12 protein-coding genes and 1 pseudogene are annotated in these 15,295 nt (G+C 61.7%); 6 read left to right on the top strand and 7 right to left on the bottom strand.

Going from position 1 to position 15,295, the window contains the following annotated elements:
• Window positions 1-132 precede the first annotated feature (132 nt).
• From AB0L58_RS18220 to AB0L58_RS18190, 7 genes and pseudogenes are all read right to left on the bottom strand, one after another.
• On the bottom strand, window positions 133-1,887 hold the full coding sequence (locus tag AB0L58_RS18220; RefSeq protein ID WP_364387968.1) for a ThiF family adenylyltransferase: 1,755 nt from the start codon (window positions 1,885-1,887) through the stop codon (window positions 133-135).
• Window positions 1,884-2,897: a cyclic GMP-AMP synthase DncV-like nucleotidyltransferase gene (locus AB0L58_RS18215; RefSeq protein WP_364387966.1), complete on the bottom strand. Its 1,014-nt coding sequence runs from the start codon at window positions 2,895-2,897 to the stop codon at window positions 1,884-1,886. Before AB0L58_RS18215 ends, AB0L58_RS18220 begins: the two co-directional genes overlap by 4 nt.
• A gap of 115 nt (window positions 2,898-3,012) precedes the next feature.
• Window positions 3,013-3,165, bottom strand: a complete 153-nt coding sequence (locus tag AB0L58_RS18210; RefSeq protein WP_364387964.1) for a hypothetical protein — start codon at window positions 3,163-3,165, stop codon at window positions 3,013-3,015.
• A 191-nt stretch (window positions 3,166-3,356) separates the two neighbouring features.
• The gene (locus AB0L58_RS18205) at window positions 3,357-3,575 is read right to left on the bottom strand and encodes a DUF3892 domain-containing protein (protein ID WP_364388267.1); all 219 of its coding nucleotides are present in this window, start codon (window positions 3,573-3,575) and stop codon (window positions 3,357-3,359) included.
• Between the two features lie 210 nt (window positions 3,576-3,785).
• Complete coding sequence (locus AB0L58_RS18200) at window positions 3,786-4,487, bottom strand: MerR family transcriptional regulator (RefSeq protein WP_364387962.1); 702 nt, start codon at window positions 4,485-4,487, stop codon at window positions 3,786-3,788.
• Between the two features lie 1,744 nt (window positions 4,488-6,231).
• Window positions 6,232-7,022 (bottom strand): annotated as a pseudogene (locus AB0L58_RS18195) (IclR family transcriptional regulator).
• 42 nt (window positions 7,023-7,064) lie between these two features.
• A complete protein-coding gene (locus AB0L58_RS18190; RefSeq protein ID WP_364387960.1) occupies window positions 7,065-7,838 on the bottom strand; it encodes a GntR family transcriptional regulator in 774 nt (257 codons plus the stop codon).
• A gap of 105 nt (window positions 7,839-7,943) precedes the next feature.
• Between AB0L58_RS18190 and AB0L58_RS18185 the strand changes: the two genes are divergently transcribed.
• The 6 genes from AB0L58_RS18185 (at window position 7,944) to AB0L58_RS18160 (ending at window position 15,288) form a co-directional block, all read left to right on the top strand.
• Window positions 7,944-8,567, top strand: a complete 624-nt coding sequence (locus tag AB0L58_RS18185) for an isochorismatase family cysteine hydrolase (protein WP_364387958.1) — start codon at window positions 7,944-7,946, stop codon at window positions 8,565-8,567.
• A gap of 3 nt (window positions 8,568-8,570) precedes the next feature.
• The gene (locus tag AB0L58_RS18180; RefSeq protein ID WP_364387956.1) at window positions 8,571-10,382 is read left to right on the top strand and encodes an FAD-dependent monooxygenase; all 1,812 of its coding nucleotides are present in this window, start codon (window positions 8,571-8,573) and stop codon (window positions 10,380-10,382) included.
• A gap of 32 nt (window positions 10,383-10,414) precedes the next feature.
• The gene (locus AB0L58_RS18175) at window positions 10,415-11,377 is read left to right on the top strand and encodes a 3-carboxyethylcatechol 2,3-dioxygenase (protein WP_364387954.1); all 963 of its coding nucleotides are present in this window, start codon (window positions 10,415-10,417) and stop codon (window positions 11,375-11,377) included.
• A gap of 1 nt (window position 11,378) precedes the next feature.
• Complete coding sequence (locus AB0L58_RS18170) at window positions 11,379-12,236, top strand: alpha/beta fold hydrolase (protein ID WP_364387952.1); 858 nt, start codon at window positions 11,379-11,381, stop codon at window positions 12,234-12,236.
• Between the two features lie 58 nt (window positions 12,237-12,294).
• Window positions 12,295-13,944: a CocE/NonD family hydrolase gene (locus AB0L58_RS18165; protein ID WP_364387950.1), complete on the top strand. Its 1,650-nt coding sequence runs from the start codon at window positions 12,295-12,297 to the stop codon at window positions 13,942-13,944.
• Between the two features lie 156 nt (window positions 13,945-14,100).
• The gene (locus AB0L58_RS18160; RefSeq protein ID WP_364387948.1) at window positions 14,101-15,288 is read left to right on the top strand and encodes a cytochrome P450; all 1,188 of its coding nucleotides are present in this window, start codon (window positions 14,101-14,103) and stop codon (window positions 15,286-15,288) included.
• The last annotated feature ends 7 nt before the right edge of the window (window positions 15,289-15,295 follow it).

Genomic DNA, 15,295 nt, shown 5'->3' with positions numbered 1-15,295 from the left:
CGTCGCTGTGATCGGTTCTCTACTCACGATTGATTCACTCCAGATACCTCGAATTCCGTACCGGTGGCCGCCTGCCATCGGAGGCCCAGTGGGTGTTGTGGCCTGCCCCGGAAAGGGGAACCCGGCGACGCGTCATGGGCGGTTGCCCGACACAGCCGGAAGGAAGTGATGCCGTGCGCCAGCTGGTGCATGTGGCAGGGCAATGAGGTGGGTCCCAGAAACGGCCGATTCTGGCTGTTGCATGTGGATTCCAATCATGTTGACGAGCGTCGCGGCGACGGCTGCGAGGTCTGCGGCCGAACCGTGGAATGTGGGTACGGAGCATCCTCTGGTGGGGATCAGTTCGTCGCCGCCGACTGTTTCCTGCCAGAGCGGGTGGTAAAGCTCCAGCCCGCCGTCGGCAAGCACCGAGCGTCCTGCCTGATCGTCGATCTCAGACGGTGTACGGGTAGAGCCCGGTGTGCAAATGTTGGCGATACCGAGGGTTCCCGTCCTGGCGTCTGTGCCGACCTGGGCGATGAGCGCCGTGCGTTCTTGGCCGGCGAGTGTGTCGAGGTAAGTGGTGATGCCGTGACTGACAGTGGCGTCGAGGACGAGGTCCGCCGCAAGGATGGAGACCGGGTCGTCAGGCACGACCCCTTCGGCGACGGTGACCGTCAGATCGTCACGGATCGCTCTGAGCCGCGTGGCGAGGGACTGCGCCTTCGTCTGACCGATGTCGGCTTCGGTGTAGTTCTGTCGCACGAGAAGTCCGCCGGTGATGGTGCCGGGGTCGCAGACGGTGATGGTGGTGGCTCCGGCGCGTGCGATGAACTCGGCGATCCACGAACCCAGACCGCCGCACCCCCAGATTTGAACGGTTTTTCCTTGAAATCCGTTGACGGGTCGGCTGTCGTCGCGCCGGGTTGTGACCTCTTGCCGTTCATCGGACATGTTGCACCATTCGATGGGGATGTTGGCGTTGATGTTCGCGGGATCAAGATTGACCGCGGTGCCGTGCTTCTTGGCGACGCGTCGGAGTGCATCGGCGGTCACTGCGGGGAGTCGTCCGCCGAGAAGATGGTGCGGTCCACCTGCCGGGTGGGGTACGGCGAGCACGAAGTACTGCTCGGCGCCATCGGGGTTCCGTAGAGCACTGGCAAGGAGTGATGTGAGGAACGCTGGTGACTGAGGCGACACGCGTGGCGGCCGTCCTTCGGCGCGGTCAAGGTACGGGTCGTCCAGGAGGGATAGGAACAAGGCGAACGTGGATGCCGCGCCGAAGGGGAGATCGCTCGTGAGTGTGAAGACGGGTGTGCGGTGCCCGGTGCGGCCGGTCGAGTAGGTGAGGTCGTACCGGTACGGAGAGCGAGTGATGAGCCGAGCTATCTGATGCTGCTTCGATGGGCCGGGTTCACGGACGACGATGGTGGGCGTGTCGTCCGCGTGGTGGAGCACTCCTCCGACAGCGTGGTACATCGCGGTCGAGGGATCGAATGCGGCGGCGGCGTCGGTAAGCCAGTCCCATAGTCGGCTGAGGAATCCGGCGATCCCGTCGGATGGGCGCCACTCGCGGGAGGGATCGAGGTAGATGCAGAGCCGCTGTCCTTGGAGGACATGAGGGAAGCCGAGGAAACGGGTGTGGTCAACCTCTGCGCTCGGGGGTAGGAACACCGAAGGGGGAATCCTGACGATGAACTCCTCGTCATCTCCGAGTTCCAACCCGCCGGGGCTCCGTGGGATACCCGCGGTGTGGAGCCGGAGCCGGAGGACGACGTCGCCGTCACCCTTGAGCTGAGGCCGATGGACGATCCGCACGTCGTGAGGTCGCTCCCTGGCGAGCGACCTCAGCTCGACAAGGAGCTGCTTCTGCCAGGCCGACAGCGTGGCCCGGTTGTTGCGACTCATCCGGCGCGGCCAGACCGCCCCACAGAGGAAGCGGCGGCTGGGGCTGCCGCTGGGAACTTCGCGCTGCCGGACGACGGGGTCGGCGCCTTGAACCCATCACCGAAGATGCCCTGCCAGAGCCCAACGCTGCGCTCCTTGTTCTTCTCCTCGTACGCTTCCTCGATTTCGGCAGCGTGGGCACGGATGCGGGCGCAGAAGTAGCTGTACGTCGCCTGCGCTGTCTCGGGATCAGGACCCCATCGGTGCCCGAAGAAGACACCAGACCCGGACGGATCGGCGACAGGAGGCGTGGTCGGATTCGCTCGAAGCCAGTCGTCGAGGTCTTTGACGACGTGCAGGAGGGTCGTCGGAATGTCGCTGTAGTAGCCAGGGTCGAGCAGCGTACGCACCTCGGTGACCTGCTCGCCGAGCAGCGTCGTCAGGAGGATGGATCGTGTTCCGGTGAACGAGTTCTTGTGATCTCGCAGATACTTCATCAGTCGGATGACCTCGCGAAGGTTGCCGTTCGCGAGCGCGTCCTTCTGCTTCATCCAGTCTGTGAAGCCCTGGGGGTCTGTGAGCTCCCAATCGTTGTCGTCACGGTTCACGATGACTTCGCGTCCATCGGCGAGGTTGAGGTGCGGGACGATGTCGAGGTGCATGGAGTTCGCGTAGACGAGGCGGACGCAGCGGCACTTGCGTGAGTGCGGCATGTTCCCGTAGGTGCTGTGGCGGTGCAGAGCCGCGTATACCTCCTCGATGTATTTCTTGGGATTGTCTGCCCAGTCCGGGTTCTCGCTCATCTCGAGCATGAAGTCCGCGTCAAACTCGTTGTTTCCGACCGGGTTGATGATGGTCTTGTGCGCCCACGAACCCTGGGGCGTCTTGCCGAGAATGAGTGAACCGATCTGTCCATCGGCCTTCAGCGCCTTGTAGACCGCCTCGACGCGCAAGTCGAGCAGGTCCAGCTTTGTCTGGCCGAGGTTGACGGTGTCCTTGAGCAGGACGTTGAAGTGGTCGGTGAGCTTCATCGGAGACCTCCGGTGTGGACGTGTCGGTCGGGTCGCCGCGGTGTCGGCCTCCGATCAACGGTGTGTATTCAGCTTGTGTGATGAGTCGCGAACCGCTCTGTAGACCGCGCTGAGTTCACGGCTCGCCGAGGCGGCGAGCCGTGCGGAGCGTCTTGGGGAATCCGACACCGCTACCGCTGAAAGGCCCGACCACCCATTGGCCGGGCGGCGGCAGTGCGCAACCCCGCCCGCCGGTCGTGGCCGTCTGGAAGAAGGGCGGACGCCGCATCGGTTGCGATCTCCCCCGTTCGGCGTGGGACTTCGCTTCGAGGATCGACCGCGCCGAGATAACACGCCCCTACCCAACGAACGGCTTCGATCCCGAGGGATTGCATCCCACCGAGGCGTGCCCGGCGCGGCGCAGGCACACGTGTTCCTACGCCGTGCTCGGTGAGATCAATCTCGACCTACCGATCGAGATCAGTCATGGGGAAGGTGCAGCAGGTTGTTGGTCTTCACTCCGTCGGCGTAGGTCTGCAGGTACATCGCCCGGCCTGCGCCGGGATCGACCACGCGGACCTCGACCCGGGGAGCCCCGGGTTCCTCGACGAATGCCTTCCCGCCTTCTTCGATCCAGCTGACGATCGACTGGCGGCTGCTCTGGTCGACCTTGCCGGAGGATTGAAGGACCCACCGCAGCTCCTGGATGTGCTAGTGGGCGTTGCCGCCCTCCAGGTGTACCGCCGTGATTCGAATTGCCATGGTGATTGTTACCTCGATCTTCGGTGTTTGTGTTCTCTCATCGAAGCGAGGGCCGTACGCTGTCGTTGCAAGGACAGGTTGCGTAGCGACCTTCACGGTGAGACGGGTACTGGACATACCCGTCTCACCCTTGTTTTTGCGTGCCCGTCAGCTGCTCACCTCTTCCTGCGATGCCTCAGCCATCCGGATCGTAGGGTCGGGTGGAAGCTTCTCGTTCGGCTTCAAACCGAGCACGACCGTCGTCGGGTCTGTCGAGTAGTTCATCGGCAAGGCCAGAGTGATGCGTGTTGCCACGAACCACTTCGCGTCGGCCACGTTCCCCTCTTCGTCCACCGGCCTCCGGGCGATCGCAAAGCCAATGGTCGTCGACGAATCCGTCGAACACCTACCCTCGTTGTTCTTGTCGACGATCCTGACCTTCCGGGCCGGGAGCTGCCCCAGAGTGTCGATCACCAACCTGGGCACATTGATCGCAGCCTCGGTCAGCTTGACGTGCTGGCGCGCCACATACTCAAGCTCGTTGAGATCGAGCACCTCCGAGGTCCGTGCACGAATGAGGAACATCCACACCGGTTCGAGCTCACGTAGAGCCTCAATCGACACTCCGATGTCGCGAGCCCGCAGAATCCAGGTCATCAGGTCGACGACGATCCTCGGATATACCCCGGCTCGGGAGCCGACTCTCACACTGTGAGGTACCAGTCCCTCAGTGGCGTAGAAGGTCAGTTGGCGAGCCGTCAGACGGAGGCCCTGCTTCCGGACGGCGGCAATCAGCTCTGATTTCGTCACGAGCTCGGGACCATCCTGCAGCTGGAGGTACTCCAGGAAGCTCGTATCACTGGTTGCCATCAAGTCACCACCTTCACCGTTCCGTCTTACAGTACTACTGTAAGCGTGGACACCGACACCGAGCTATGACCAGTGTAGGTGATGCTCACGACACGAGGATGTCGCCGATCATCCTCGTGAACGCACGGGTGCAGAGGAGTTGCGGAGCGCATGGCCCGACCAACTGCCTCGTCTCACGCCAACCGCGGCGTGCAGCCCAACCCCTGATCGGGTGCACGGCGGCGACCTCAACACGCAGGATGCGCCCACGGCGCCACGTAGGCTCGAGACAGAGCAGACCGCGCTGGACCGCGGCCAGATCGTCACCAGTGGCACTGTTTCAACATGTGCGCACGGCATCCCTGCGGTTTGTGACGGCAATCTGCTACCGATCGCGACAACCGGGTTTCGGTGGACACAGCGGGACGGCCCGACCCCGATAGAAGGCACCAGCGAACAGGACCGGAGACCAAAACGGGGGGTAAACGGGGGGAAGAAACAATAAAACAGGTCAGGCCCGGTCTTAGACCGGGCCTGACCTGCTATTTCTGTGGAGCTAAGGGGACTCGAACCCCTGACCCCCACAACGAGGTTCATGAGACTGATCAGTCCGTGGGAGGATCGACGTTCAGCACCAACACCAACGATCATCTCCACGACGGCATCGGAAGTGGCCGAACCAACCGGCCACAAACCCGACGAAACATGTTCGGCGGCGAACTCCGCCAAGTACAGCGGTATTCGCGGGTCGTCGGAAGCGACCGGCGGGCGGGGTGATGAAACCTAGTCGCGGCGGCTCAATCGCGTTCCGCTTAACGGCACGCCTCGCTGCGGATCGCGGCCTGCAGGTGTTTACTGACGTTCGGACTCGATGCGCGTTCTGAATATGCGCCAGTCAGTGGAAGTAGGGGCCCATTTGATCGAGACAACAGCGCAATCGACGCGTGGAGCAGAAATATGGCCGGACTCCGTCTGGCCTCGCGACTGTCGTTCCCGGCTGGCGAGTGTTTCGAAGCTGCCTTTTCTGCAGCCGCATCGTTAGCATCATGATTGCCGATTTCAACGGCGACAAATTCGCGGGCCGCCGCAAGGCTGGTCGATCTCTGGAACGGGATCACATCTCGACCGCGCTCGCGGCTTCAAATGTGACTTCGGCATCTCACCCAAAACAATGTCACACAAGGAAGCGGGAATGGCCAGCGGAAAAGACATGCCGTAGACGCTGCCCCCATCGGCAGTGGTCACACTCGTCATCCACCGGAAATCGTCGGCCACAGCCACGGTCCGCGGCAGAACGACAGGGAAGTAAATGGTAGACAACGAAGCCAGGACTGAGAAGCTTTTCGAATTGTGGGATAGGACCGTCCCGCCAGATGGTGTCGACCTTGCCCAGACCCTTGGGATCAGGCCGCTATACGCCTCCGAATCGGCGGTCCATTTGATTATGGATTGGCGGCCGGAGATTGCCCAGCCCACCGGCGTTTTCGCCGCTGGTTCACTTATTCAGTTGGGGGACGTGGCAAATTCGATGCTAGGCTTGCTGGATATGCAGGATAGCGATCCTTCCCGATTCCCGCTCGCCGTCCATTTGAGCACTAATTTGATCGGAAATACCACGGGAGAACCCGTGGTAGCTGTGGCGAGAATACTGTCGTCGGGTCGAACAGTTCTTTCGGCGCAATCGGAGATATCGCCGGTCGATGGCGCTCCCATCGCGTTCGTGACCGGCACCTACCTATATAGGCCCCGACACAAAGCGTTGTGATCACATTGTTCGGGGCAACCGGACACGTGACAGCGCACTGGAAGCATGGGCACAGACACGGCGGAGGCCGATCTCGCAGCGATGGACGTCGAGCTGTCCGTGCACTCCGGAGACGGAGAGCGCGGCGACGGCCTGGCCGCGCTTGTCGAACACCGGTACCGCGACGCAGCACAGTCCGACTCGGCTTTCTTGATTGTCGTAGGCGACACCGCGGCACCGAATCGCGCCCAATTCCTCACTGAGCCTTGATACGTCGGTGATGGTGTGTGTTCCGTAAGTGCGCTCAGAGGAGCGCTCAAAGCCTTTGCCGCAGTGAGGGAATGGTAAGCCAGTAGGACCTTGCCCACTGCTGTGGCGTGGGCGGGTAGCGTGCCGCCGATTCGCGAAGGCGCCACCACGGTGCGATGGCCGTAGATCTTCGCGAGGTACACAACGTCGGTGCCGATGAGCCTCGCCAAATGAACGGTGTGGTGAGTCGATTCGTACAGGTCGGTAAGGTACGGCAGTAGCAAGTCGCGGACCAAATCGTGCTCGGGCGCGTTCACGACCGAGCCGAGCTCATGCAACCTGGCTCCATGTCGATAGCCGGTACCAACACGTTCGACGACTCCAATTCGCTCCAGCACCCCGAGCACGCGGAACGCGGTCGACTTGCTCAGCTGCGCGCGGCGAGCAAGCTCGCTGACACCAACGCCAGTACTCGCCTCCTGCCCGAACGCGGCCAGCAAACTGATCGCCTTTTCTACGGCGGCACGATCGTCACGATCATGTCCGGCGGCGGAGATTGTCATCCTTGACACCTCTCACCATGCCTTCTCGACCGAACTTGCACGTCAATCGGTGGCGTCTGGCGGCGCGCCGCCGTCACGAATAATTTGGATCGTCCCGGTGATGTGCCCCTCCATCGCCTGACGAGCAGCCAGGGCATCTTGGTCGGCGATTGCGTCGAGGATCTCATGATGATCACGCTGCCGGTGCGGGATGGCGTCTGCCAGTGGATTGTCCAGCCCCGCAGTACTTATGAGGAAGTCGGACATGTCCCACAGCCGCTGACTGGTTTCGACCATGATCCGGGAGTGCGCCATGACATGAATAGCTGCATGGAATTTGCGGTTATGGGCGAGATATCCGCGCGCACGATCTCGCGGATCGATCGAATCGACCAAATGATCAGCAGAATCTGTCATTTGCCGAAGCTGATGGAGTTGGGCCTCGGTACGGCGCACCGCTGCGACGGCCGCGATGGCGCCTTCAGTTCCACCGAAGAGCAGGAAGAAGTCTTCGACCTCCTGCGGGCTATAACGAGCAACCTCGCATCCGACTTGCGGAATGATGCGTACGAGATGGTCGCTGGACAGCCGACGTAGCGCCTCCATAACGGGCTGCTTGCTCACGCCGAATTCCTCTCGCAACGCCTCCACCACGATCTTCTCCCCCGCTGCGTACCGTCCTTCGAGGAGACGCTCTTTCACCGCTTCATAGAGTGCCGTCGACAGGCGCGCACCCGAAAGACGTGCGGAAGCCGAGCCGACAGCAAAGCCTGCGGAGCCAGCTGAGGTCCCCTTGCCACCCGATTGCTCGTGCGGTCGGTAGCCGTTTTCGATCATTGGGCACCCTTCCCGAACCAAGAATGCTTGCATGCTAGCACTTGAGTTCGGCTGAGTTCCCAGCTAGCGTCTTAGCACGCTAGCATTCCAGTTCAGGAGAACGTCATGGAGCTCGACCCTCGCACCACAGCCGTTGTGGCGGTCCATTGCCAAGGAGACATCGTCGGACCGGACGGCGCGTTTGCCTCCTTCTTCTATCAACAGGTAGCCGAACGCCGAGTACTCGGTCGCATTGCCACCCTGACAGACGTGATTCGCGCTGCGGGCGGCACAATCGTCTACACCCGCGTGGCATGGCGGCCGGATTTCTCCGACTTACATGCGAACTCCCCGATACTCGGAATCGTCGCCGAGACAGGATGTTTGAAGGACGGCAGTCGGCTCGCCAAGATCGTCGGCGACGTGGCGCCGCATAACGGGGACATCGTGATCACGCATCAGCGGGTCGGTGGCTTCGCTGAGTCCGATCTGGACGCAACGCTGCGTGACCGAGATGTGGACACCCTCGTCTTCTGCGGCGTCGCGACGAACTTCTCTGTCGAAGGAACCGCTCGTGTTGCCAGCGACCTCGGCTATCGAGTCGTGGTCGTCGACGATGCCTGCGCGGCCGCCAGCCCAGAGGTTCATACCGCTTCGCTGGGCTCGCTGGGACTTCTCGCCGAGATAGTGACCGTCCAGGACGTACTCGACGCCTTGCCGTCGAGCGCGCCTGCCAATGCCAAGGAGTGAATTGTGTTGAACGGTAATGCATTCGATACCGATGTGCTCGTGGTCGGGACCGGGCCGATGGGTTCGGCCACAGCTCTTGCGTTGGCCACCTATGGAATTCGCGTCCACCTGGTCAACCGGTGGAACTGGTTGTCCGATACGCCGCGCGCACATATCACCAATCAGCGCACTGTCGAGGTACTGCGCGACCTCGGTGTGGAACAGGAAGCTGCCCAGTCTGCGACACCGTGGGAGCTGATGGGCGACACCTTGTTCACGACGAGCTTGTCCGGGCCGGAGATCGCGAGGCTGAGGACGTGGGGTACCGGCGACGACCGGATCGGCGATTACATCAAGGGAAGTCCTTGCCCGATGCTGGACATCCCTCAGATGTATCTGGAACCAGTGCTGTTCAAGAACGCCGCCGATCGCGGAGCCACCGCTTCATTCAATACCGAGTACCTGTCCCACACCCAGGACGCCGATGGAGTAACCGCGCAACTGCAAGACCTGCTCACCGGGCGCACTTATTCGATGCGAGCCCGCTATCTCGTCGGCGCGGATGGTGCCCGTTCCAAGATCGTCGACGAACTCGGACTCGAACTCGATGGTCACCACGCCCGAGCCGGCACGGTCTATGTCCTGTTCGAAGCCGATCTATCGCGGTATGTCGAGCACCGACCCAGCATCCTGAACTGGATCGTCACCTCGAGTGCCGACTTCGGCGAAATCGGGATGGGTCTGCTGCGTGCGGTGCGTCCGTGGCACACCTGGATCGCCGGTTGGGGGTACGACCTTGCCGCGGGCGAGCCGGATCGCTCCGAGGACACAGTGCTGGCGAAGGTTCGGGCTTTGGTCGGTGATCCCGGACTCGAGATAAAGGTGCGATCGACCTCGACCTGGCTCGTCAATCAGGCCGTGGCTCGTAGTTACTCCAAGGGACGTGTGTTCTGCGGCGGGGACGCCGTGCACAGGCACCCTCCGAGCAGCGGCTTAGGTTCGAACACTTCGATCCAGGACGGGTTCAACCTGGCTTGGAAACTGGCCTACGTCATCTGCGGCTACGCCGATGAGTCCTTGCTCGACTCCTACAGTCTCGAGCGCCAACCAGTTGGCGCCCAGATTGTGGCACGCGCGAACCAATCTCGTCTGGACTACACACCTTTCAATGCCTGCTTGCGCGTCGACGGTCACACCGATCCGCTGTCCGCGGGCTTGACGAGATTTCACGACCCCGGTCCCGCCGGTGCGGAGGTCCGCGAAAAGCTTCGAAAGGCAATGGAGCTGAAGAATTTCGAGTTCAACGCACACGGAATCGAGCTCAATCACCGATACGAATCCGGTGCGGTGATCGCCGACTCCGAAGCCGGACCCGAGACGTTCGAGAAGGATTCCCAGCTTTTCCTGAAGGCCACAACACGGCCCGGTGCGAAGATTCCACACGCTTGGCTCATCGACCGCACCGGGCGACGGATTTCCACCCTCGACATCACCGGCAGCGGACGGTTCACCCTCATCACCGGCGTCGCCGGCCAAGCGTGGGCGCGCGCCGTCGAACTACTCGACCGGCCGTATCTCACCACCGTCATCACTGGCGCAACCGACACCGCAGACCTCTACTTCGACTGGGCACGACTACGAGAAGTTCACGAAGCTGGTGCGATTCTTGTCCGCCCCGACGGGTACGTCGCATGGCGCCATGCCGCCCCGGTCTGGGACGAGGGCACGGCAGCGAAAGAACTACGGTGTGCGATCGATTCGGTTCTCGGCAACCGTGTCGTGGACTCCGCGCACGCTACGACTCCAGATCGCGTAACCGACGTAGTCGCCCTCTAATCCTCGAGTTCGGCAGCCAGGAGAACATACCTATGCCAGTCGCCTTATGCGCACTGTCGCACTCACCGTTGATGGGTCGAAACGACCCCGACCCCTCGGTGATCGCTGAAGTCGACAGCGCCCTCGCAGACGCCCGATCATTTGTGGCCGACTTCGCCCCGGACCTGGTCATCGTCTTTACCCCGGACCACTACAACGGCGTTTTCTACGACATGCTTCCCCCGTTCTGTGTCGGCCGCGCCGGCACTTCCGTCGGGGACTACGGAACCCAGCACGGCTCCCTCGACGTCGACGCCGCGGCTGCTGATGTCATCGCCCGGGCGGTTCTGGCCAGCGGAATCGATACGGCGCTCTCGGACAGGATGGTTGTCGATCACGGTTTCGCTCAGCCCATGCAACTACTGCTCGGCTCGATTACCGCGAAACCTACGGTGCCGATTTTCATCAATTCCGTCGGCGAGCCACTCGGCCCGGTAAGCCGTATCCGGTTGCTGGGTAACGCGGTTGGTCACGCGGTTTCAGGAATGGATCGAAGAGTGTTGTTCCTGGCGTCCGGCGGATTGTCCCACGATCCGCCGGTCCCGAGAATGGATACCGCGGGAGCTGAGGTCAAAGCCCGTCTCATCGATGGCCGAAACCCGACTCCAGCTGAGCGGGCAGCGCGCGAGGAGCGGGTGATCAATGCCGGACGCGCCTTTGCCGCAGGCACTTTCACCGAAATGCAGGCACTGAACCCGGACTGGGATCGCCAGTTCCTCGATCTACTGAAGTCCGGCGACCTCGAGCGCGTCGACGGATGGTCGGTCGACTGGTTCGTGGAACAGGCCGGGCATTCATCGCACGAGGTGCGCACCTGGATTGCGGGATATGCCGCACTCGCCGCCACTGGGCCTTACACCGTCGGATCCACGTACTACCGACCCATTCCCGAATGGATCGCCGGTTTCGCGATCACCACGGCTGTCCCCGCCACCTCTTCGAGTCAGGAGAACTGACATGCCCCACTCATCGTCCGTGTGGACCTCGTTCCCCGGCTTGGATTTCGCCGTGCGATATGTCCAAGTTGGCCCGTGGCGGACTAGGTTGCTCGAAACCGGCACCGGATCCGAGACCGTCGTGCTGATGCCTGGCACCGGTGGACATCTGGAGGCCTACGCCCGCAACTTCGCTGCTTTCGGCAAGCAATACCGAGTACTCGCTTACGACTACCCCGGCCACGGATACACCACCTTCTCCGAACATGACCTGGAACTGGACCACTACGTTGAACACCTACTCGGCCTGCTCGATACCCTTGATATCGAGCAGGCCCATCTGAACGGTGAATCGCTCGGTGGCTGGATCGCCGTGAAATTCGCTGCCCGCCACCCCAATCGGGTCCGAAAGCTTGTCCTGAACACCCCCGGCGGCACCATGTCCCGCCCTGAGACGATGGAAACGATCCGATCGCTCTCACAAGCTGCCGCCGACGACCCCACTCCCGACCGCATCCGTGCCCGACTCGAATGGTTGATGGCCGACAACTCCTCGGTGACCGACGAGCTCGTCGAGATTCGGCGTGGGATCTATGCACAGCCAGGTTTCGCAGATTCGATGCGGCACATTCTGTGTTTGCAGGACCCGCAGGTCCGCATGCGCAACCGCATCACCGACGAGGAACTCTCGGCCGTCCCCGGTCCAGCGCTGGTTGTGTGGACCAGCGACGATCCGTCAGGGCCGGCCAAGGCGGGACTCGATATGGCCGACAAGATTCCCGCAGGCCGATTCGAGCTGATCAGCGGCGCAGGCCACTGGCCACAATGGGAGCAAGCAGAACAATTCAACAAGCTCGTGCTGGCCTTCCTCGCGGAATGAATATTGCCGATCACGACACCGATTGTTGTACGTATTTCACCAAATAAAGGACCTTGTCGTGACTACCGCTGACTTCGAACGCCGGTACAAGGACGGCATTGACCCGGTCCTAGGAGGTTATCCAGGATTCGGGTACCGCCGCACAGTCGAGAACGGCCTCATCATCGAGAAAGACGTGGCCGTTCCGATGCGTGACAACGTCGATATCTATATCGATATCTACCGCCCTGACGGCGATCAGCCGGTGGCTCCGCTGGTCGCTTGGAGCTCGTATGGAAAGCACTCGCCGCAAAAGCTTCAGGACTTTCCGGTCGACACCGGTGTGCCAGCCGGCAAGCTATCTACTTACACGGCTTTCGAGGCCCCCGACCCGGCCTACTGGTGCCCGGCCGGGTACGCGGTCATCCTCGTCGATCCCCGCGGCACCTGGGGTTCAGGAGGCGTCGCCGAGTCGTTATGTGGCATCGAGGAGGCCACCGACTATCACGATCTGATCGAATGGGCAGGCACTCAGCCGTGGAGCAACGGCAAGGTCGGCATGGCCGGCGTGTCGTATCTGGCGGTCATGCAGTGGCTCACCGCCGCCAGCCGCCCTCCGCATCTCGCGGCGATGAACCCTTGGGAGGGATTCAGCGACTTCTACCGCGACGTCGCGTTCCATGGTGGAATTCCCGAGGCCCAGTTTCTCACCTGGTGGCAACGGGGTGTGCTGTTCTCCCGATCCACGGTCGAAGACACGATCGGAATGCGCGATGAGCACCCATTCTTCGACGCATACTGGGAGACGAAGCGCGGGAATTGGGAGAATATCGACGTTCCGGCCTACGTTGTTGCCAGCTGGTCCGACCACGGATTACATACCCGCGGTGCCCTCGAGGCCTACAAGGCTCTCGGATCAGAGAGAAAGTGGCTGGAGATCCACGGTCGAAAGAAGTGGGGCTACTACTACGACGACCAATCTATTGCGCGCCAACGCGCCTTCTTCGACCAATTTCTGCTGGATAAGGATACCGGCGTCAACGAGTGGCCTCCGGTACGCCTAGAAGTCCGTGATCGCTCCTACGTCGGGGAGTTCAAGGAAGAACAGTCATGGCCACTACCCGGGATCGACCTGCATCCGCTCTACCTGGACGCTGCGTGCGAAGCCCTGAAAACCGAACCGGTCGAGGCGGAGACTCGCGGGTTCTACAACCCACAGGACGAGACGGATAAGCTCGTGTTCAGTCACACGTTCGTTTCCGACAGCGAGCTGATCGGCAACAGCAAGTTGAAGCTGTGGGTAGAGGCTGAAGGTTCTGATGACATGGATCTATTCGTAGCCATGCAGAAGCTCGATTCCGACGGCAATCCGGTGAGCTTCCCCTTCTTTTCCATCTGGGAAGATGGCAATGTCGCGCTCGGCTGGCTGAGAGTCTCCCACCGCGAACTCGACGAGGATCGTTCAAAGCCCGATCAGCCATGGCTCCTGCACCTTCGGGAGCAGAAGCTCGCACCGGGCGAAGTGGTTCCTGTCGAGATCGAAATCTTGCCCTCGGGGACCCTGTTCCGCGCAGGAGAAACGCTGCGGCTTGTCATCCAGGGCACGGACATCAACAAGTACCCAGTCGGCACGCCGACGCAAAGGCACTACTCGGACCGCAATCGGGGCCTGCACATCATCCATACCGGTGGTCGTTACGACTCCCACCTTCTCATCCCCCGCGCTTGAATCACCCAGACGACGACCAAGGCTGTACATAGTTCGTTCGCGACCAGCACGTTGGGTCGGCCGACCCACCTCTTACGCGACGGCCGAACATGTCTTCTCGACAACATTCCATTAACTAGCATGCTAGAACTTCTCACTTAGAACTAGGGAGTGCCGATGACCGCCATCCCATCACCGTCCGTACCGTTCGACTCAGCAGACCCATCGATGCGGTTCCACGACATAGATGTGTTCGAGATGGTGCGTAAAGCTGGGGGAATCGCATGGACCGAAGCAGCGGGCGGTATGTGGGTCGTCGGCCGTTTCGATCTCATCAAACGGATAACGAAGGATGAGCGCTTCCGCTCGAGCGAGGGGGTTCGTTTCCCACGTGCCGACGGCATACCCAAGGTTGCCGCATTGGAGTATGACCGGCCTGACCACACAGCGCATCGCGAGTTGATGACCAGCGCCATTGGACCCCGAACCGTGGGCGCGTTGCAGCCGATGGTGCGCTCCCACGCCCGACGTCTCATCGCATCATTGCGTAACGCTGAAATAGCCGATCTCGGTGGAAGTTTCGCCTTCCCGTTGCCCCTCGATGTCATTTTCTCGATCGTCGGGGCCCCGGCCGATCTCAAGGAGCGGGTGGTCCAGGTCGCCGAGTCACTCTTTCTGTACCGCGCACCCATGCCGGACGGTTCCGATCCTGTGGCCGCCATGCGCGAGATCTTCGATGGTCTGGTTGCCGAGAAGCTGGCGAAGCCCGGCGACGACTGGCTCTCGGGCATTCTCAGAACCCGGGCAGTCGGTGGCGTCGAACTCTCGGACGCTGAGCTCCATGGCGCGATGCTCGCGTTCCTCGCCGGCGGCCACCACTCAACCTCACGAGGCATCGCGTGTCTGTTGGTCGAGATCGTCAAGGACCCCGGACTCCAGCGCCGCCTCAGGGAGGAGCCGAATCTGATTCCGGCGATCGCGGAGGAGTCTCTGCGACTCAATACACCACTCCGTTGGTTCGCGCGCACCGCCTCTGAAGACATCGAGATCGGTGGGCAGTTGATTCGCGCCGGAGATCGTGTCTATCTGATGTACGCTGCCGGCAACCTCGACCCCGCAGTGTTCGACGAACCTTTGAAACTCGACCCCCAAGGCCGCAAGAACAGCGAGCACCTCGCGTTTGGCTGGGGCCTGCACAGGTGCGTCGGAATGCCGCTAGCGCAGATGCAATTACGTATCGCCGTCGAGGAATTGCTGGCAGCGACCGAGGATATCTGCTTTGCCGGTGAAGTCGAGTGGTCGGCGCTAGTAGAGCCGCGCTATATCCCAGTCCGGCTCGTCGACTTCGTTCCGCCGGAGGACTAAGCGTTGG

The sequence above is a fragment of the Nocardia sp. NPDC052112 genome (assembly GCF_040680135.1).
GTDB lineage: Bacteria > Actinomycetota > Actinomycetes > Mycobacteriales > Mycobacteriaceae > Nocardia.
Note: the sequence above shows the minus strand (reverse complement) of the source record. Positions and strands in the feature narration are given on the sequence as shown.

Bases quoted from the DNA above. Each gene is read 5' to 3' on its own strand.
- AB0L58_RS18210 (WP_364387964.1), bottom strand. From the start codon at position 3,165: ATGCGGCGTCCGCCCTTCTTCCAGACGGCCACGACCGGCGGGCGGGGT.
- AB0L58_RS18170 (WP_364387952.1), top strand. From the start codon at position 11,379: ATGCCCCACTCATCGTCCGTGTGGACCTCGTTCCCCGGCTTGGATTTC.
- AB0L58_RS18175 (WP_364387954.1), top strand. From the start codon at position 10,415: ATGCCAGTCGCCTTATGCGCACTGTCGCACTCACCGTTGATGGGTCGA.
- AB0L58_RS18220 (WP_364387968.1), bottom strand. From the start codon at position 1,887: ATGAGTCGCAACAACCGGGCCACGCTGTCGGCCTGGCAGAAGCAGCTC.
- AB0L58_RS18185 (WP_364387958.1), top strand. From the start codon at position 7,944: ATGGAGCTCGACCCTCGCACCACAGCCGTTGTGGCGGTCCATTGCCAA.
- AB0L58_RS18215 (WP_364387966.1), bottom strand. From the start codon at position 2,897: ATGAAGCTCACCGACCACTTCAACGTCCTGCTCAAGGACACCGTCAAC.
- AB0L58_RS18190 (WP_364387960.1), bottom strand. From the start codon at position 7,838: ATGATCGAAAACGGCTACCGACCGCACGAGCAATCGGGTGGCAAGGGG.
- AB0L58_RS18200 (WP_364387962.1), bottom strand. From the start codon at position 4,487: ATGGCAACCAGTGATACGAGCTTCCTGGAGTACCTCCAGCTGCAGGAT.
- AB0L58_RS18160 (WP_364387948.1), top strand. From the start codon at position 14,101: ATGACCGCCATCCCATCACCGTCCGTACCGTTCGACTCAGCAGACCCA.